Raw genomic sequence first — 18,950 nt, forward strand, 5'->3', positions numbered from 1 at the left:
AGGCGTTGGGCGGGCTGACACCTGCCGCCTATGCGAAACAGTTAAAGTGACACCGGACTCTAAACCGGCCCGCTACTCAAAGCGGGGGGACGTCGCAGGTATGCAGCGGCAGCTTGGTCGCCTGGAAGATCGCGCCGCTGAGCAGGGTGGTCTGTGCCGGTAAACGCGGTGCTGGTAGTAGACCTGCAGGCCGCGGTGAAACCGACAACGCCGGCGCTCGTTGCAGACCAGGCAGCGGAAGCCGCGGCCAGCGCGCCCGATACAGTGCGCGATAGCACTTCGTTTCGTTGCCGTATTGCGTGAACTCCACCATCGACAGGCCCGGTTGGAACTGCACAAGATTCATGGCGATGGCGCTCAACCTCCATCTCGAAGATAGCGGTATCGTCCGCTGCTGCTGTCGCAATTCACGCGACGGACGGCTGAGGGCCGGGGCTAATCAGGAAAGTTCAAAGAAGGACTTTAGTCTTCAGTTATAACAAACAGAGTAAATTGTACGTTGGCAGCTCAAACAACGTAATCAACTGGGCCCTGTTGTAGCTCAGCTAAGGGGAGCGCTTTCGCGCTGCTATACTACCCAAACCTTTTGTGACGCCGCGCCGATCTATCGCGAAGCAAAAATCCAATGACTATTGATGCTGTTTCGGGTATGCGCCGCGTTGCCTTCGAAAATTTCCCGGTAAGTATTCCACCAGCTTTTGTGCTGCCATTTGACGCAACGCATACGGAAGCCAACTTTGACGAATATGGAATTGCCTGCCCACTTTCAGTTCTACGAAGTTTACCCAAACGTCAGGCGGAGTACTTGGCTGGCCGTCGCGCTGCAATAGCCGCACTCCGTGAGCAGGGGTCAAGTGCGCTTGATCTCCCCATCGGCCCAAGACGCGCTCCAGCATGGCCGCTTGGCTATACCGGGAGCATTTCCCATACCTCGAGTATCGCAGTTGCCGTGGCGATGCGCACCTGTAGAGTGCAAGGGGTAGGCATCGACATTGAGCACATTGTTACGCCTGCAGCGCTCGAAGCTCTCCTCGCAACGGCGATTGACGCAACTGAGCTAGCACCGCTGACAACAATCGCTAGAAGATTAGGCTGGGCATTCGCGCTCACATTAGCCTTTTCCGCTAAAGAGAGTTTCTATAAGGCCACAGCTGCTACAGTCGGTCGATTTTTCGATTTCAGCGCAGTAAGGATCGTTGACTGCGGAATCGGGGGCAGCGAACTTAAAGTAGAAGTGACGCAGCCACTTGCCGAGAATATACCAAGCGGCATGAAATTCGCCGTGGGTTACGTGCAAATGGACCAATACACGATCCTGACTAGTTGCGCGTGGTGATTGCCATGATCTTATTCCCCCTGGATCAGTCTTTAGACGAAGATAGTTGCCATGATTAGGGTTCTACCCCGAAATCACGGACGGTTGTAAAAGGGTGGAAAACTTCAAATCCTGCCTGGCGGTCCTTCCCCGCATTCTTGGGTTATGGAAGCGCTCGATGTATTCGAACACATCCGCTCTTGGGGTATCGAGTGTTGGATAGGTCATGCGATAAATCCGTTCGCGCTGGAGCAGGCCGAAGAAGCCCTCGCAAGCAGCGTTATCGCCGCAGTGGCCAACCGCGCTCATCGAGCACACCAGCGCGTTGGCCAGCAAATACTTCCGATAATCACCGCTTCTGAACTGACTACCTCTATCCGAATGCAGGATCACCGGTTCGTTTTGCTGTAGCTGCCATACAGCCGTCTGTACGACCCGGATCACCATCTGCCGATCTTGCCGATGGTGCATCGACCAACCCACCACCCGATGGTCGAACAAGTCCAAGACGACGCATAGATAAAGCTTGCCTTCCCCGGTTTTAATCTCGTTGATGTCCGTGACCCATTTGGTTTCCGGCTCCAATGCGGTGAAGTCCCGTTCTAGCCGGTTGCGCAAGCCTGGCGGTGTGAGTGCCGGCCGTGCTCGCATTCCCCCGACGCTTCGGGCGCGGCCAACACTGCAAGCCATCACGGCCATCAACCGAGCCACGCGGTTCAGGCCGACCCGCCGACCTTCATCGGCCAGGTCTTCCTGCATTCGGCCGGCACCCAACGCGCCTCGGCCGTCTTCGTGCAGCTCACACATACGCCCCAGCAAACGTGCATTGTCGAGCTGGCCGGCGCGAGGCAGGCGCCGGCTCCATTCGTAATACCGCTGGCCGATACCCGCAGGCAACGGCACATCAGCCGGATCGGGAACTCATCGCGGTAACGTTCGATCACCCGATATCTCAGGATGATCCCTTGGCAAAGAACGTCGCCGCTTCGCGCAAAAAATCTCGTTCCTTCTTCACTCGCGTCAGCTCGCGCTTTAAACGCGCCAGCTCCTCATCCCGTGGCGTGCCCGTGCCGGCAACGCTTCCAGCGCGTCAACAGGTTGTCCCGGATCCCCAGCTCACGAGCCCCCCCCTGGGCACAACCGACGCCCGGTTGGCTCGCTTGTTCAAGCGCACCACGCTTGAACTCCACACTGAACTTTCTTCGCTTCGACATGAACACTCCTATCGGCCTTCATCGGCCTTCATCGGCCTTCTCGTAAGTGTCAGTGAAATCGGGGGTGAACCCGATATTTCCTCACATCTCATTGGGCTTTGAAGGGCGAGCTTTTTGACGCACCGCTTCTATCGCGTGCTCTGGGACTGCAGTGCAGCTAGCGTGGCTCGATCAAGAGCCTCCGAAACCTTACGCTGTGACGTCTCGTCGAACTGGATGAGGAAAAGATCAGCCACAGTTGACTCATAGATCTTCCACATGCGCTTGCGTAGGGATCGCCCAGCGTCCGTGATCGTGACATAGGCCGCACGCCCATCCTCGGGCGACCTTGCGCGCGTTACAAGCCCCTCATGTTCCAGGCGATCAACCAGGCGAGTGAGGTTGTAACGCTCAATAACTAGCGCGTCGGCAAGCTCGTGCATGCGACGTGTGCCGCCCTTGCCGCTTTCCACTCCCCACAGTGCGTCATACCACGCGTAGGCGGGCAAGCTCGCCTCGGCCAGTCGACGCTCAATTTCCCGAATCAACGCGCGATGCGAGCGCACAAAAGAAAACCAGAGATCCGGCTCCTTGCTAGCCATATGCAGTGCCTCCCGTACCTGATGAGTTGCAATCGCAATTATATCGCGGCATGATCGTGCGTTATCGATTGCACTTGCAATCGTATGCCGCATTCCTTTGGACCCTTGCTGCCCTACCGCCGCCTCGCGCGGTCAGGCCCATCCTGTTATTCGGAGATATCCATGAATCAACCTTTCGTGCAGCCCGACATTGATCCGGAGGAAACTCGCGAATGGGTCGAGGCACTCGAGGCTGTGACAAAAACGGATGGGCGGGCTCGCGCGCATTACTTAATGGACCAGTTAAGCGACTACGACGTCAGCCGCCATGGTGATCTTCATGGCAGGGCAACGACGGCGTACGTGAATACGATTGCACGGGAACGGCAACCCGATTATCCAGGTGACCTCGCTGTCGAGCGCCGACTCAATGCTTACATTCGCTGGAATGCGATGGTAGTGGTGCTGCGGGCCGGCAAGCATTCCAACGTCGGCGGCCATATCGCGACCTATCAATCTGCCGCCGTGCTTTATGACGTGGGATTCGATCATTTTTTCCGCGGTCGCACCGATACATTTGACGGCGACATGGTGTATGTCCAGGGCCACTCCGCACCGGGCATCTATGGCCGGGCGTTTGTCGAAGGCCGCTTTAACGACGCAGTGATGGACAACTTCCGACGCGAAACGACGGCCGCAGGATTGTCCTCCTATCCGCATCCACGCCTGATGCCCGACTTCTGGCAATTTCCCACCGTGTCCATGGGTCTGGGGCCGCTGACCGCAGCCTACCAGGCTCGTTATATGCGCTACTTGGAGTATCGCGGCCTTAAGAAGCACCAAGGCCGCAAGGTCTGGGCCTTCGTCGGTGATGGCGAAATGGATCAACCTGAATCGCTCGCAGCAATTTCCGTCGCCGGCCGTGAACGACTCGACAATCTAATCTTTGTCGTCAATTGCAATCTGCAGCGCCTTGACGGCCCGGTGCGCGGCAATAGCAAGGTAATCCAAGAGTTGGAAGGAACCTTCCATGCGGCCGGCTGGAACGTCATCAAGGTCATCTGGGGCGGCGGATGGGATGCCCTCTTAGCGAAGGATACGAGCGGCCTTCTTCGACAACGCATGATGGAATGCGTTGACGGCGAGTATCAGACGTTCAAGTCCCAGAATGGCGCCTATGTCCGCGAGCATTTTTTCGGCAAGTACCCTGAATTGCTTCAACTGGTCGCTGACATGTCCGACGACGACATCTGGAAGCTCACGCGCGGCGGCCACGACCCTGTGAAGGTTTATGCCGCTTATTCACAGGCAGTGAGTATCAGCGGGCGTCCCACCGTGATCCTGGCCAAGACCGTCAAGGGCTTCGGCATGGGTGAGGCAGGCGAAGGTCAGAACATCAATCACCAGTTGAAGAAGATGAGCACGGACGCGGTGCGAGCCTTCCGTGACCGCTTCGCCCTTCCCATCACCGATGCACAACTGGAAGAGATGCCTTATCTAAGGCCTGCAGCGGACAGCGAAGAGGCACGCTATTTCGCGAAACGGCGAAGCGCCCTAGGCGGCCAGTTACCTGCACGCTTGCATGAGACACCTCCACTGCCTATTCCGGCGCTATCGACTTTCGACAGCCTCTTGAAGGGAAGCGGCGAGCGCGGGCAGTCCACCACCATGGCGTTTGTGCGCATCCTCAGTACGCTGCTGAAAGACCCTAATCTTGGCAAGCTTATTATCCCTATCGTTCCGGATGAATCGCGCACTTTCGGCATGGAGGGGTTATTCCGCCAGATTGGTATCTACTCTTATCTGGGACAGCTTTACACCCCGCAGGATGCGGGACAGCTGAGCTATTACAAGGAAGCCAAGGATGGGCAGATTCTTCAAGAAGGCATCAACGAATCGGGCGCCATTTCGTCATGGATCGCGGCAGGAACGTCTTACAGCAATCATGCTCTAACCACGATTCCGTTCTACATCTTCTATTCGATGTTCGGATTGCAGCGCGTAGGCGATCTGGCATGGGCGGCCGCCGATGCTAGGACGCGCGGCTTCCTGCTAGGCGCGACGTCTGGGCGAACGACCCTAATGGGCGAGGGCTTGCAGCATGATGACGGCCATAGCCACGTGCTGTCGTCAGTCATTCCCAGCTGTATCTCGTACGACCCTACATTTGCTTACGAGCTTGCCGTCATCGTGCAGGATGGCATGCGCCGCATGTTCGTGCAGCAGGAAGACATCTACTACTACATCACGATCCTCAACGAGAACTACCCCCACCCGGCTATGCCGGATGGTGTGGAAAACGGCATTCTCAAGGGACTCTATCTGCTGCGCGAAGGTAGCAACGCATCGAAGAAAACACCGCGAGTGCAGTTAATGGGTAGCGGCGCCATCCTCAACGAGGTGTTGGCGGCAGCCGATCTCCTTGCGAATAACTACGGGGTTCTGAGCGATATCTGGAGTGCGACCAGTCTCACTGAGATTCGTCGCGATGGCTTGGCCGCAGAGCGCTGGAACATGCTCCACCCGGAAGCCGAGCCACGCGTTCCCTACGTGCAGACATGCCTTGCTAGCCACCCGGGGCCAGTGATTGTAGCTACCGACTACATGAAGATCGTGAGTGACCAGATCCGCCCTTTCATCCATGGCCGCCGTTTCGTTGCGCTGGGCACGGATGGCTTCGGCCGCTCTGATACACGGTCGTCTCTGCGAACCTTCTTCGAAGTTGATCGGCACTTCGTGGCCTTGGCAGCGCTAAAGGCTCTCGCGGATGACGGACAGCTGCCTCGCTCCCTTGTCGCAAATGCCATCCAAGCGTTCGGCATCGACCCCGAAAAGATCGATCCAGCAGCAGCATGATGCGGGTCGCGGTGATGACCCGACACACGCGCCGATGCATGCAGCGCGACAACTGAGAAATGTATGGATAACTTGAAAGAGTTGCGCGTGCCGGACCTTGGCGGCGCACACGATGTCCCCGTCATCGAATGGCTCGTCAAAGTTGGCGATCGCGTCGCGATCGATCAGGGCGTAATCACGCTCGAGTCGGACAAGGCCACCATAGAAGTGCCCTCGTCCGCTGCAGGTATCGTCAGGGAGCTGAAGGCGCGCCTAGGCGACACCCTTTCCGAAGGCAACTTGATCGCACTGATCGAAGTGAAAGACGCCACTGCGGACATTGCGACACCGCTCACTGATTCGATGCAATCCCGGGAAGCAGACGACACACCCTTGATCAAGCATGTTGCGGTTGCCATCGCAGAACCGGCCGAAGAGCCATGCATCGACAATAATGAGGCCGGTTCGAGACCGGAGCCCACTTTCGACTCGCCCGGCGACGCGCCATATGCCAGTCCCGCCGTGCGCCAATTGGCCCGCGTACTTGGCGTGGCGTTGTCTCAAGTCAAAGGCAGCGGGCGCAAGGGTCGCATAGTGCGCGGCGACCTGGAAACCCATGCCCGAACTACGTTGCCCGTCGATGACAGACGCGTTGAGACTACAGGCTCAGATGCACGCGGAGGGCCAAATCTTCTGCCCTGGCCAAGCATCGACTTTGCCAAGTTTGGCGCTGTCGAAACGCAACCGCTCAGCCATGTCCAGAGAGTATCTGGAGCTAATGTTTCCCGAAACTGGATGGTCGTCCCGCATGTCACCCAGTACGACCAAGCCGAAATCACAGAGCTCGAAGCATTCCGCGCACAACTCAATCGGGAGACGGACAAGGATGGCGCTAAAGTCACCATGCTGGCGTTCCTAATCAAGGCATCGGTCGTCCTTCTCAAGCGCTTTCCGCGCTTCAATGCGTCGCTCGACGAGAGCGGCGAAGTATTAATCCTAAAGAGTTACTGCCACATCGGATTTGCAGTCGACACGCCACGGGGAGTGGTCATACCGGTGATACGTGATGCTGATAAAAAAGGTATCCGCGAAATCGCGTGTCAAATAGCGTCGCTCGCCACCAACGCGCGTGATGGGAAACTCGACCCTGCCGACATGCAGGGCGGATGTTTCTCGATCAGCTCGCTGGGCGGTATCGGCGGTAACGCATTCACGCCTATCGTGAACGCCCCAGAGGTTGCGATCCTGGGCGTTTCCAAATCGTCTATCCAGCCTGTATGGGATGGCGCCGCTTTTCAGCCGCGCCTTCTGATTCCTCTCTCACTGTCCTATGACCATCGAGTCATTGATGGTGCAGCTGCTGCGCGCTTCACCACTGAACTTGCAAAGTTACTCGGCGACTTTCGCCGCGCGCTGCTGTGAGGACACATGGTGGCGTCATGCCCATAGAAAAGTAGCTCCCTAAAACCACAAAAGAACTAAACCAATGACAATGCAGCTGTATGGATTCTGGCGTTCGAATGCCGCATTCCGCGTCCGCGTCGCGCTCGCGCTTAAGAAACTTCCCTTTGAGGAAATCGAAGTGGATATCTTGTCCGGCCGACAATTCGACGCCGAGTATGCCGAGTTGAACGCGGAACACGTCGTGCCTACCTTAGTGCATGAGGGACATCGCATTTTCCAGTCGATGGCGATCATGGAGTATCTCGATGATATCCAGCCGGAGCCGCGACTGCTTCCAGTCGATACAAAAGAGCGTGCTTATGCACGAGCGCTTGCGCTCGTGTCGGTGGCCGATGCGCACCCACTGGTCGTGCCGCGCATCCGCAAGCAACTAGGCGTGGCATTCGGTGCCGACGCAGCAGCTATCGAGTCTTGGTGCCGTCATTGGGCGGCGGAAGGATTGGCAACCTACGAACGACTACTCAGCCGACGCCCGGTTGCGCCATTCGCGCTTGGGGGCGCGCCAACCATCGCTGACATCTGCATCGTGGGCCAGGTGATCACCGCCGAACTCTATCAACTCGACATTACGCCCTTTCCGATGGTCTCGTCGTTAACCAAACGCTGCTTTGAACTCCGTGCATTCGCCGATGCACATCCATTTAAGCAGGCGGGCTACAGAACCTGACGCGGGCTTAGGTGGGTCACATCGCGTCTGCATCGAGCAACTTCAGTACACACTTACCTCCAAGAACTAGGCCAGTGAGTCCGCGCCATGGTCTAGAGAAGCGCCTTGAGGGCAAGCGCCGGCTTTCATTCGTCTCCTTGTTATTTCACTCAAATCAGGTCTTTTAGTAGCACTGGTTTGATCTTGTGATCGATCCATCTCGACACACGAAACTTTGCCTATTCCACTCTAGATCGAGGCTCCGCCTCTAACGAGTTGTTAGGCCTGCCCAATAACCAGCTTTTCTTTTAAAAACCCGCTTCGCCTCCTAACAGCTCGCGAGATTTGGAAGGACTATTGCTTACTCCGAATCCCGTTGTTGCCTAGGACGTTCTAGTTGTTGGTCGAGCGCATGATGCAATAATGAGAGGCTTAGCTTGAGGCGCAAACGATTCGACCGAAGGTCAGATGCCTGCTTGAGCAACGACGACGCTACGACCGTTAAATGTCGCTGCAGGCGAATCTTACAACTTGTAGCCAAGCGCAACCGCCTCACTCACACGGCTACAAAACGTTTCATCATCCGCGCCGGTGAGGATGCGATTGATGGGAGCCCATCAGGTGGGCTTGCATCAGACAACTTCCTTACTCGTCGGTAATACAAGTTAGCCATATAGCGGCCACGCTCTGGGTCTCGGCCTGCAGCGGAGCCATAGTTTGTGGTTGCGCAGAGACGTTACCGAGTGCTGCAGGGGCGCCGGATCGCCTCAGTGCAAACGTGGTGCCTCGGCCTAATAGTTGACTCCGTCTTCCTTTGAACGCTCGAATTCCGAAAGGCGTTTTTTATGTCTGATCACAAAGCAGCACAAGTTAAAACGAATGGCATTGCTAATTAGCTAGTTCTGAACCTACCTTGATAATCGCGCGGCGAGAGCCCTGTCTTACGCTTGAACAATTGGCGGAAGGTGCTGATGTCAGCATAGCCAACCTTTTGGCAAACGCCGTCGACACTGAAACTTCCGGTTTCCAGAAGTCGTTTCGCAACCTCGATACGTAATATTTGGAGGTATTGAAGCGGCCCGATTCCCATGGCCTGTTTGAACCGACGGTTGAGCGTGCGCTCACTGACTGAGAGATGTGCTGCCAGATCGGGCAAGTGGAATCCTTGATCAAGTGTCGCCTCCATTTTTTGCTGAGCCTTCGCCACCAGCCTGTCATGGTGGCCGTGCTCTTCAAGCAACGTTGCGTAAGATGCCTGCGAGATACGATTGGTTTCAATCAGCAGCGTCTTCGCGGTGGTGGCCGCAAGGTCAGCACTTACAAGCTTGGCGACCAGCCGGATGGCGAGGTTCAGATAGGATGTGACTCCCGCGCCGGACAAGATGCGATCTTGCTCAGTCAGGATTTCGCTGGCGCGAAGTTCGACCCTGGGATAGAGCCGCGCGAAGTCATTCGCTTTTGCCCAGTGGGTCGTCGCGCGGCGCTCATTAAGGAGGCCGGCCTCGGCAAGCAGATAATTGCCGGTGCAGTAGGACGCCAGAATGGCGCCCGCTTCATGCTGGCGTTGAAGCGCCTTGGAGAGCGCCGCCATTTGATCGCGCCGTGCTATGAAAGCATCCATGTCCATGACGAAGGGCGCCGTCACCAGCACGGCGTCTGCTTGCAGGCGAGGGTTGATCTTGCGGTCAACTTCTATGCTCTGTCCTGAAGCAGATCGGATTGAATTGCCATCGAGGGATTCGATCGACCACCTCAACTTTTGCAGAGGCACCTTTCCTGAGGCCGCTTCCCGAGCAATCAAGCTATTGGCAGCGGTGAAGACATCAATCGGCCCGGCTACACCCGAGGCAAGAATGCCCTCATAGACCCATATTCGTATGATCACGCTGAATGTCTGAATTTCCTTTAATAATGGCGATACTGCCACTGCCTTAATTTTGACGCAAGGGCGATATTCCTTGCATCAACTTTTCCCGGAAGGACATCGCCATGCCAATGATTGACCTAACCATCCCTGAGGGCGCCCTCACCTCTGAAGCCGAAGCGAAACTGATAAAGGAAATCACCAACATTCTCATCAGTGCGGAAGGCTTTGACCCCGCCAACGAATTGGTGCAGAGCGTCTCCGTTGCCTTCGTTCAACGGCCCTCGGCTACTTTCGTTGGAGGGGCTCCCGCCCCAAAGCCGTGGTATCGACTTACAACAAGTGTTCCAGAGGGCAAGTACACCCAAGAGGCCATTCTCACTCTGGTCAAGGAAGTTACCGAAGCCTTTGCTCGAGCCGAGGACGCAAGCTTTGAGGATGTCGGATCAAGACTCTGGGTATTCCCAGTTGAAGTGCCTGATGGAACATGGGGCGTGAACGGCGCAATAAGCCGTATCGCGGAGATTCAAGCGCTCCTTGCGCGCAAGGGCGACGAGGCGATCGGTCCAGCGTTGCTAGCCCGTCGACGCCGCGCTAAAGCGCTGGAAATCCTCGAAGCGGCGGCCGATGCCGTCCGGCGTGAATCGTAGTGGCGAATCACAAGCCGACAATAAAGAGCCGCTTGCTTTACTGCACACCAGGCGATGACGAAGCCTGGCCAATAGCAGCAAAAGCAAGCCGGTTTGAGGTGCGTCGAAGACACTGGCCAGCCAAAGCGGGCCTTAGGCCTCTTCCATCAGTCGCAGGGAAAGGACACCACCACTATTGAACACAATAGGTGCGCCGAGGGCTGAGTTGCCCTTGGCGTACGCTTGTACTCCTCAGCTCACTAGCGACTTGCGGGCGTCAAGTATCATGCTTCTTGTAGCCTGCCATCAGGCGAGCCCAAGGTCGTCATAAACCGCTGGTCTAGTTCACCTGCGAACGGAATGTGGAGCCACGCTGCAACGTGCTGTCGTGCTTCACGCAACAGCTGTGAATACTTGGCGGCGCTGTTGATTTCTAACCCTAGTCTCCGCAACCTCCTCATCTTGAGATCTACGGGCTCGTTGCCGGGCGAGTATTCGTACCTGAGCGCTAAAGCCGAAAATCGACCGTGAGGCTGGATTTCCAGCGTGCGCACAGCCTGCTCGACCTCTGCGGCTATGCTACAAACGGACGGTGCATTCGTTTGCTCCGATTTAATCGCCGCCAAATATTCACACGCCCACGCGCTTAAACGTGTTTCAAGTTCGCCTTTTCGTCTCATCCATACTCCGATATTGGTCAATCAACAGCGTTAAATGCAGGTGCGACTCGCACCCTCACGATCAAGGAGCATTCGTGTACTGAATTCCATTCGTTCCTGCACTGGAACATGCCTTTTGCCCAGAGGGCTTGACGAATGCCAGTTCTAATTCGAGCGTCAGATGGCAGTCGTAAACCGTTCGCAACCGCCATTCGTCAGTGACTAGGCACCTTCACTACTACGACGGCACCGGCACTAGCGCAGACAACGAGCAGCGTGCCGGTCATCTGTAGTCCAGTCATGGGCTGATGCAGCACAACGAAACCCGCCAGTGCGCCAATAGCCGGCTCGAGACTCATTAATACGCCGAACGATGAAGCAGTCATTCTGCGCAAGGCGATCATCTCGAGCCAATAAGGCAACAGCGGCACCAGCATGGCGAGCCCCGCCGTAGCCGCGACACCGGCAGGCGTTAGACGCCCTATGCCTTGGCTTAAGCCAAATGGCGCCACTAGGACAGCTGCGACAAGCAGTGAAGTGGATAAACCCTCCATTCCTTGAAACGCAGCTCCTACTTTTTTCATCAGCACGATGTAGCTTCCCCAGCCAAGCGCTGCACCGCACGCTAGGAGCACGCCGACAGGCTCGCCGCTCCATCCAGACTTGTCGTGCGCAAGCAACAAAACCCCCGAAAGTGCCAACAACGGCCAGAGCAAAGCCCGCGCTTGGCGAACACTGAAGGTCGCAACACAAAGAGGACCCAGGAAATCGATCGCAACCGCCAGCCCAAGCGGAATTCGTTGGATGGCAGCGAAGAAGCAAAGGGTCATGCATGCCATTGCGGCGCCCAATGCGCCCGCCGCGCGCCAGTGTGAACCCGTATAGCTGCGCAGCGGCGGCCGTACGATGAGTACTAGGGCCAGCGCGGCCCAGCAAAGCCTTAGCCACGTTGTCATGACTGAGCCGTACGCGCTCATCACAGGAGCCGATAACGCTGCTCCGAACTGCACGCTGGACATCGACAGCAACGTTAGAACGACGGGGAATCTACGCACGGACGTTTGTACTAAGTTGACTACACCGCTTCGCGTTGTGGGCTCGGTGGTTATATCGACTGGAGGTATAGGGTTTTCTTGCATGGATATTTCCTGGGGTCTTAGTCGGAGAGCCGCATCTTGTTAAGTCAAGTTCGACGTGGATACATCAGCAAGAGGCGAGCGGCGCCCTAATTACCGTCGTGCTTTGATACTCGATATCTAAAGCGACATTCGATTGGATCCTCAGGTATCGCCCTGAACGGTTACTCGTTTTTCACTGGGAAGGAAAAGAGAGAGCACTGCGGCTGCGATGAGCAATGCAACGTTGCACGCGATTGCGGCACTGAATGCATGCGCATAGCCCGCCAAGTCTTTCCGCGCGCCCAAAGCGCTGTAGAACACCCCACCGACGATGGCAACCCCGAGCGCCGCGCCAATCTGAAGCGTCGTCATCACGATCCCCGAAGCGAGGCCCGCGTGGCGCGGAATGACATCGCCAATGATTGCCTTGATGACGCTCGGCATTACCACGCCGTACCCTAGTCCCGCGCACGCCAACCCTTCCTCCAGCCCGGTCACTAACTGATAGTTGACGCAAACCATGACGATCCCAAAGCCCACAATCTGGAGGGCGAATCCAAGCGTCAGCGCGTAATTACCAAAGCGCCGCATGACATGGGACGATATCGTGGAGCTTAGAAAGAAACCGACGGCGAACGGCAGTGTTGCAAGACCAGCCTGCAGAGGTGATTTTTGCAGTCCGCCTTGTAGATACACCGAGAAGGTCAGGTAGAACGCTGACAGCATATAAAAAAGCAGTCCCATGACGATGCCGATTGCAAATCGCGGATTCCGGAATAGCGATAGTTCGACAAGCGGATCGAGATCTTGAGCAGATAACCGAGCTTCGTATCGGATAAAAGTAATGAACGCCAGAGCTGACAGAAGCACCACTCCCCCCATCCATCCTGGCCAATCGACCTCTCGTCCCTCGATCAACGGATAGACGAGGCACCCGAGCGCTACGGACAATAAAACCACGCCCCTGATATCCAGCTTTTTTGCGTGCTCAGGCAAGTTTTCTTGAAGAAAAAAAATGCCTCCAAAAAAGGCGATTAGGCCGATCGGTACGTTCACCAAAAAGATCGCCTGCCACGCCAATCCAAAGGGATGCGCGGACACCAGAATGCCTCCTAAGACTTGGCCGCAAATATTGGCCAATCCAAACGTGGCGGCATACATCCCTATTGCGCGCTCCTGCTCACCGTCAGAGAAAAGCACGCGAATTGATGCAAGCACCTGCGGCGCCATCATGGCCGCCATTAACGCTTGCAGGATGCGCCCTACCACTAGCATTAGTGGAGACGCCGCCAGGCCGCACAGCAGGGACGCCACGGTAAATCCGGCCACCCCGGCTACGAACATCCTTTTGCGTCCGAACAAGTCGCCAAAGCGCCCGCCGGTAATCAGCATGACGGCATAAGTCGCCGCATAAGCGGATATAACAAACTGGACTTCGCCCGACGACGCGCGCAGGTCGCTGCGGATCGACGGCAATGCAAGATTGACGATGGTGAAGTCGAGGATCGGTAGGAATGCCCCTGTCAAAAGGACGGCTAAAGCCAGCCATCTTTGAGCGTTTAGTTCTCCTTTTGAAGCTGCCTGGTCACTGATTTGTCTGGTTGGAAACGGTCGCATACGTACTCCGGAATTGGCCGACAGACGCTCCAGCGCTGACACCTTTAAAAGAGAGTCGAGCGTTATCGCCTGGGTGGTGTTGACCGGATACTGATGCTGGTTCATCATAATTTACAGATATGAATTGATATTTGAGTCATAACATCTAAGGATGGTTGAGCAATGGCAAGCCTCGACGTCGACGCCGTTCAAGCATTCGTCCTAGTCGCTGATCTGGGCAGTTTTACCCTGGCGGCGCATGCGATCGGAACGTCCCAAGCAGCCGTTAGCGTGAAGGTGAAACGCCTCGAAGATCGATTGGGATTTCGATTGCTGGATCGAACTCCGAGGAAGGTGCAACTGTCCGCACAGGGCTTGGGCTTTCTCAATCCGGCGAGAAACTTCATTGCCGCGCACGAGTTGGCGATCGGCGGACTGTCCAGTAATCCCCGAAGACTGGTCGTTGGAATAAGCGACCAGGTTGCGGGACCCCGATTGCCCGCGTTGCTGGCCAAGCTGGGTACCTATGATCCAGCGCTCGTCATCGAAGTTCATATCGACTCCTCGCAATGCCTGATGCAAGCCTTCGATAAAAAAACACTCGATGCGGCGATAGTGCGGCGCGAAGACGACAGACGCGATGGAGAAGAACTGACGCGAGAGCGGATTGGGTGGTTTGCATCGGCTGATTGGGAGCATTGCGAGGCGAGTCCTCTGCGACTTGCGTCGCTGTCTATGGGATGCGGAGTTCGTGGAAGCGCAACTCAAGCCTTAGACAAAGCTGGCATTGCCTGGACTGAGGTGTTTATCGGTGGCGGCATGGCTGCAATTGGCGCTGCGGTTTCTGCCGGATTGGCTATCGCGGCGCTCGCCCACAGCGTCGCCCCCATTGGCACCGTCGAGGTCGGTCGTCGATACAATTTGCCTCCGTTGCCAGACTCGGATGTTGTGCTTCATTCCACGAGGACGGACGCGGCGTTTCGAGGAGCGTTACGAACCTTGGCGGCCTATTTCAGGGGCAGCAATGTCGTCGGTTCGAGCTGATGAAGAATCGAGTTGAATCAACTAAAGACCTCCAGTTGGTATAGCTAAATTGCTCTAGACGACATTCGCGTCCGACGGCCGCACCATGCAAATTGAAAACCGACCAATTGAACAGTGGCGGCATCGCGAACTGCGTCTGTCAGCGCAGCCTACTTGCGGCCCAACGCGCTCATGTCGCCCGAAAGTTCACGCCGCCGGATCGGTGACCTGGCCTGTCACTACGGTTTAAACAGCAATCGCAGCTCAGTTGCGCCTCAAGTAGGAATTCGACCGCGCGCTGAGCGAAATTTGTGAATCCGCCAGGAGTGCGTAACGCGTCACGCAACGGCGCACCGACGCTGACTACAGCGGCTGCATCGCGATCGTGATCAGGCAAAGGCTGCCACCGCGGCGGAAGTATCCTCGAAGATTCGGTAGTGACGGATCAGGCCGCTATTGATCTGCGCAACGACCGTGAACTCGCTCTTGAAGGTTTTTCCCGTCTTGCGCACGCGATGTTGCATGAAGCCGTACGCGAATACGTAATCTTCGGCCTCAGCCCATTTCTTGATCTCGAAGATCTCGGTCTCGAATTGTTCGGCGAGGGTGCTAAGCAGCCGCTCAACACCGGCCTTACCGACGAATCGTCCGTAGATCGGCAAATGGGTCGGACCTTGCGGCTCGAACACCGTCGCGTCGTCGATAACGGCAAGCGCGCCCGGTACGTCGCGGGCACCGACCTTCGAGAAGAACTGTTGCAGCGGATTTGGGCCCATACAAACCTCCGTGAATGATGAAAGGCGAAGCAGGATTATCAAAACCAGTTTTCGCCGCGATGCCGATATATCGTTGCCAAGTTGCTATGACTTCAGCAGCGCGATCTTGTCGTCGACGTCAGACAAGCGTGACGCTCGGCCGGGTTTCGACATAAGTTGAGTTCAGCGCGAGGAACGTCTGCTCGCTGGCCGGCATCGCGCAGGAAGATAAGATTGCGCCAACGGGAGACTCGCCGCGACATACACCGCAGTCGATGTGCTAGTCCGGGTCGGTGACGAGAAATTTCGCACCCTCGTGAAGGCCATCTACCGGACGCACCTCGACGCGATCGATGTAACGACACAGGGTGCAGTTTTCGCTAACGACGTGTTCCATCGAAGTACTCTTTAATATCGTCTAGATAATGAAAGGCATTCCAACGACTGAAGGCCTAAAAAAGAGGCAACGCTATGTAGGCGCAAAATTGGAGTCTTCAACGACGACAACATGGTGTTCGAGATACTCAGGCTTTTCGATGAGAAAGCGGCCATCCACTTTGTGGTAACGAGCACGCTCTACGTCGTTGACGGCAAAGTCCAAGATAGCTTCCATGGAGCGCCACCAACTCAATGTCGAGACTTCGGTCGATCCATCTCCACAGTCACGCAGCAGCATCTGGCAGCCAGCATTGCCAGGCGTATATAGATAGTCCTCTAAACCGGTGCCCTTGATGTAACTGAGATATTTGTCTCGATCCTCCGTCCTTATTTGTGACGACCAGCGACGTAGAATCAGAGGCTCCAACTTCGCCATCAATCATCTCCTCAGTTAACTAGAATGGGGATGCGGCGGGATCGAAGACCGGCGGATAACCCACTCCCTGACCGAACCATGAAAGCCGGCGATTGCCAATCACGATGAACTGGCATCCAAGCCGAATCCCGGAAGCTAACACGGCATTGAGTATTTTCCATCGATCAGGATCTCTACAGTGATTCTTGCGAAGTTAGCGGTCTGCGTTTCGGACGGACGGACAGCCGCAGTCTTTAGCATCGCGGCCGGCTAGATGCTCCTACCGCTGATGGATTTCTATCCATGTTGCTTCTACTTTCGATCTAAACAACATCTCAAGTTGAACGCGCGGTGTCACTCCTTCGCAAATGAAGAATCGGATAGGGACGGCCATCGCTATCGTGGGGCGATCTACCGATCTCGGTGAAACCATGACGTTGATAGAACCGAAGCGCGTTTGGGTTCTGCTCGTTAACATCGGCTGAGACGACGGGGTGAATACTGTTCGCATGCACCAGTAGCCGGCTTCCTATGCCCCTGCGGTGCTGATCGGGGTCTATGAAAAGCGCCTCCAGGTGGGAGCCTTCCGTCAGAATAAAGCCGAGCACATTGTCCTCATGATCAACGGCTAACCAAAGCGGCGTCAGAGGCAAAAACCCCCGCACTTCTACTTCAATAGCAGATCTGTCCAATGGGGCAAGAAAACCGTGCGTAGCATCTACTGCCTTCCGCCAGATTTCGATGACCCTATCAAAGTCGTCGAGTCTGGATCTTCGGATCATTCGGTTGCTTCTTCCTTTTTGTTTAAAAAATCTGCCGAAAATTGGATGTTCGTGCTTCGACAGGAGAGAGGCTTTTGAGAGAACCTCTTGATGCGCCTGCTGATGACGTGCGCGTCATCGCATCCACACCGGATTCGGCAGGATGGCAGTGTTATGGATGAGCCAAGTTAGAACCTTCCGCTACGACGATGTGATGCTCCACGTACTCAGGCTTTTCAACAAGAAAACGGTCATCCAGAGGGTAATAGCGAGCTCGATTGACTTCGCTACCAGCAAAGGCGCGAATGGATTCCATGGAGCGCCACCAGCTCAACGTAGTGACTTCAGTCAGCCCATCGCCACAATCACGCAACAACATTTGGCAACCTAGGTTGCCTTTCGTGCCGAGATAGTCTTCCAAACCGGTACCCTTGATGTATCTAACGTACTCGTCTCGATCTTCCGTCCTGATTCGTGACGACCAGCGACGTAGAATCGTCGGCTCTGCTTGATCCATTTTCGATCTCCTTCGCCTGCCCTGAGATGCATACGTCGTAACCAATTTCGATAAAAGACACTGCTTCAGATCGAGCGCTTGCGGTTCACTCGGCTATCACTGACTTCAAGGTCTCAGCAATTTTTTTACACGCCCGGACGCTCGCAGCGATATTCGCGAGGCTACTTTACCGCTACCACAACGAATGTCAATCTAATAATTAGAGTGACTAAGAACGTCGTACGTCTGGACGCAAAGGTTTAGAGGTTTGCGAACGATTGGACATCCATCGGACGGTCGAAGCGTTGCCGTCGGCTCGGCGCAGTGTGTAGACCAGTAGTCAGAGCGGCTCAATGCAGGCGCGACGCAATAACTCTTCCGACGCGGAGGGCTCCGCGTCGCCATTCTCATCGCTGTCGGTAACGCCTAACCAGGCCTTTAACGAATCTCAGCAATAACTCGGGCATATCGAAGCCATCGTTCGTCCGAGACGAACAGGCCGAACGATCAACTTAAAGACAAAGCCCACATCGAGTTGACGATGATGCGCAATCTTCGGATAGGAATCTCTCTCAATACTCGCCCGCGAGCGACGTGCAGAACGCGTCACGCTACCAGTCGATCATGGCCAGCTCGCCGGTTACTTTCAGCGCCATATCCACATCGATCTGCAGTAACCGACCCACAGCGGGAATTGCATGAGACTTCACGCATTCCCTTCGGATCACATGGTGTTGCGTTGCACCAATTTTTCCGCTTCGTCAAGAACTCAGCTTACAGACCCACTATTTCCTGTCGATATTTTGCGCACACCTCACTAACTGCCTCCGGGGCATGCGGAACCGGTAGCGCTGCCATAGCGCGAAAAAATGCATCGTGGCGTGACGGCGCAGAGACCAGGAGTAACCGCGCGACATCTCCCTTTCGGTTGACAAAACCATGAACATCTCCGCGTGCAACGGTAACTCTGTCACCTGGACGCAGCGTACGGGTAGCACGCATCAGAGTGAAATCTAATTCGCCATCAATCAGAGTAAATATCTTTTCTTCATCAAGTGACTTATGGAGGGGCGCACCGCCGTTTTGATGGATGGAGATGTCCATGACCGTGACGGGACTAGCCTGCCCTCCACTAATCAAATGAGCAATCATGTTGGAGAAACTTACAGTTTCCGCACGCAGGCAAAATTCAGATTGCATGATCGATAGAGCTCCGCGTTGT

At 55.7% G+C, this 18,950-nt stretch carries 17 protein-coding genes and 2 pseudogenes; 6 read left to right on the forward strand and 13 right to left on the reverse strand.

Features of this window, described 5'->3' with window-relative positions; all coding sequences use genetic code 11:
- Positions 1–150 precede the first annotated feature (150 nt).
- Positions 151–352 (reverse strand): annotated as a pseudogene (locus HDE76_RS15845) (transposase); the annotation flags it as partial.
- Positions 353–625: 273 nt separating this feature from the next.
- Here HDE76_RS15845 and HDE76_RS15850 point away from each other — a divergent pair.
- A complete protein-coding gene (locus tag HDE76_RS15850) occupies positions 626–1,336 on the forward strand; it encodes a 4'-phosphopantetheinyl transferase superfamily protein (RefSeq protein ID WP_184509005.1) in 711 nt (236 codons plus the stop codon).
- Positions 1,337–1,399: 63 nt separating this feature from the next.
- On the opposite strand, the gene HDE76_RS15855 is transcribed toward HDE76_RS15850, so the two are convergent.
- The 3 genes from HDE76_RS15855 to HDE76_RS15860 form a co-directional block, all read right to left on the reverse strand.
- Complete coding sequence (locus tag HDE76_RS15855; RefSeq protein WP_255481637.1) at positions 1,400–2,212, reverse strand: IS3 family transposase; 813 nt, start codon at positions 2,210–2,212, stop codon at positions 1,400–1,402.
- Between the two features lie 152 nt (positions 2,213–2,364).
- Entirely contained in the window at positions 2,365–2,529 is a 165-nt protein-coding gene (locus HDE76_RS20820; protein WP_255481638.1) for a transposase, read from the reverse strand.
- Positions 2,530–2,657: 128 nt separating this feature from the next.
- A complete protein-coding gene (locus HDE76_RS15860; protein WP_179478548.1) occupies positions 2,658–3,110 on the reverse strand; it encodes a MarR family transcriptional regulator in 453 nt (150 codons plus the stop codon).
- A 162-nt stretch (positions 3,111–3,272) separates the two neighbouring features.
- Here HDE76_RS15860 and aceE point away from each other — a divergent pair, with 162 nt between their 5' ends.
- The 3 genes and pseudogenes from aceE to maiA all read left to right on the forward strand — a co-directional run bounded on the left by aceE (position 3,273) and on the right by maiA (position 8,055).
- Positions 3,273–5,945 (forward strand): pyruvate dehydrogenase (acetyl-transferring), homodimeric type, encoded by a 2,673-nt coding sequence (gene aceE / locus HDE76_RS15865; protein ID WP_184509008.1) that lies wholly within the window; start codon positions 3,273–3,275, stop codon positions 5,943–5,945.
- A 54-nt stretch (positions 5,946–5,999) separates the two neighbouring features.
- Positions 6,000–7,346, forward strand: a pseudogene (gene aceF, locus HDE76_RS15870) (dihydrolipoyllysine-residue acetyltransferase); the annotation flags it as partial.
- Between the two features lie 64 nt (positions 7,347–7,410).
- Positions 7,411–8,055, forward strand: a complete 645-nt coding sequence (gene maiA / locus HDE76_RS15875; protein WP_184509012.1) for a maleylacetoacetate isomerase — start codon at positions 7,411–7,413, stop codon at positions 8,053–8,055.
- An 871-nt stretch (positions 8,056–8,926) separates the two neighbouring features.
- Here maiA and HDE76_RS15885 read toward each other — a convergent pair.
- On the reverse strand, positions 8,927–9,961 hold the full coding sequence (locus HDE76_RS15885; RefSeq protein ID WP_221262451.1) for a helix-turn-helix domain-containing protein: 1,035 nt from the start codon (positions 9,959–9,961) through the stop codon (positions 8,927–8,929).
- A gap of 62 nt (positions 9,962–10,023) precedes the next feature.
- Here HDE76_RS15885 and HDE76_RS15890 point away from each other — a divergent pair, with 62 nt between their 5' ends.
- A complete protein-coding gene (locus HDE76_RS15890; RefSeq protein WP_184509014.1) occupies positions 10,024–10,548 on the forward strand; it encodes a Tautomerase enzyme in 525 nt (174 codons plus the stop codon).
- 263 nt (positions 10,549–10,811) lie between these two features.
- On the opposite strand, the gene HDE76_RS15895 is transcribed toward HDE76_RS15890, so the two are convergent.
- The 3 genes from HDE76_RS15895 to HDE76_RS15905 all read right to left on the reverse strand — a co-directional run bounded on the left by HDE76_RS15895 (position 10,812) and on the right by HDE76_RS15905 (position 14,026).
- Positions 10,812–11,207 (reverse strand): hypothetical protein, encoded by a 396-nt coding sequence (locus tag HDE76_RS15895; protein WP_184509017.1) that lies wholly within the window; start codon positions 11,205–11,207, stop codon positions 10,812–10,814.
- Between the two features lie 194 nt (positions 11,208–11,401).
- Positions 11,402–12,325: an EamA family transporter gene (locus HDE76_RS15900; protein WP_184509019.1), complete on the reverse strand. Its 924-nt coding sequence runs from the start codon at positions 12,323–12,325 to the stop codon at positions 11,402–11,404.
- 141 nt (positions 12,326–12,466) lie between these two features.
- Positions 12,467–14,026 (reverse strand): MFS transporter, encoded by a 1,560-nt coding sequence (locus tag HDE76_RS15905; RefSeq protein ID WP_221262452.1) that lies wholly within the window; start codon positions 14,024–14,026, stop codon positions 12,467–12,469.
- A gap of 57 nt (positions 14,027–14,083) precedes the next feature.
- Between HDE76_RS15905 and HDE76_RS15910 the strand changes: the two genes are divergently transcribed.
- Positions 14,084–14,944: a LysR family transcriptional regulator gene (locus HDE76_RS15910; protein WP_184509021.1), complete on the forward strand. Its 861-nt coding sequence runs from the start codon at positions 14,084–14,086 to the stop codon at positions 14,942–14,944.
- 368 nt (positions 14,945–15,312) lie between these two features.
- Here the strand turns inward: HDE76_RS15910 and HDE76_RS15915 are convergent, their stop codons facing one another.
- The 5 genes from HDE76_RS15915 to HDE76_RS15935 all read right to left on the reverse strand — a co-directional run bounded on the left by HDE76_RS15915 (position 15,313) and on the right by HDE76_RS15935 (position 18,928).
- Positions 15,313–15,699 (reverse strand): nuclear transport factor 2 family protein, encoded by a 387-nt coding sequence (locus HDE76_RS15915; protein ID WP_184509023.1) that lies wholly within the window; start codon positions 15,697–15,699, stop codon positions 15,313–15,315.
- A gap of 448 nt (positions 15,700–16,147) precedes the next feature.
- On the reverse strand, positions 16,148–16,492 hold the full coding sequence (locus tag HDE76_RS15920) for a hypothetical protein (protein ID WP_184509025.1): 345 nt from the start codon (positions 16,490–16,492) through the stop codon (positions 16,148–16,150).
- 314 nt (positions 16,493–16,806) lie between these two features.
- Positions 16,807–17,253 (reverse strand): acetyltransferase, encoded by a 447-nt coding sequence (locus tag HDE76_RS15925; RefSeq protein WP_184509027.1) that lies wholly within the window; start codon positions 17,251–17,253, stop codon positions 16,807–16,809.
- A 151-nt stretch (positions 17,254–17,404) separates the two neighbouring features.
- Positions 17,405–17,749, reverse strand: a complete 345-nt coding sequence (locus HDE76_RS15930; protein WP_179478568.1) for a hypothetical protein — start codon at positions 17,747–17,749, stop codon at positions 17,405–17,407.
- A 753-nt stretch (positions 17,750–18,502) separates the two neighbouring features.
- Positions 18,503–18,928, reverse strand: coding sequence for a cupin domain-containing protein (locus HDE76_RS15935; RefSeq protein WP_184509030.1), 426 nt, complete (start codon positions 18,926–18,928; stop codon positions 18,503–18,505).
- Positions 18,929–18,950: the final 22 nt, after the last annotated feature.

It is taken from the genome of Rhodanobacter sp. ANJX3 (assembly GCF_014200755.1).
Taxonomy (GTDB): domain Bacteria; phylum Pseudomonadota; class Gammaproteobacteria; order Xanthomonadales; family Rhodanobacteraceae; genus Rhodanobacter.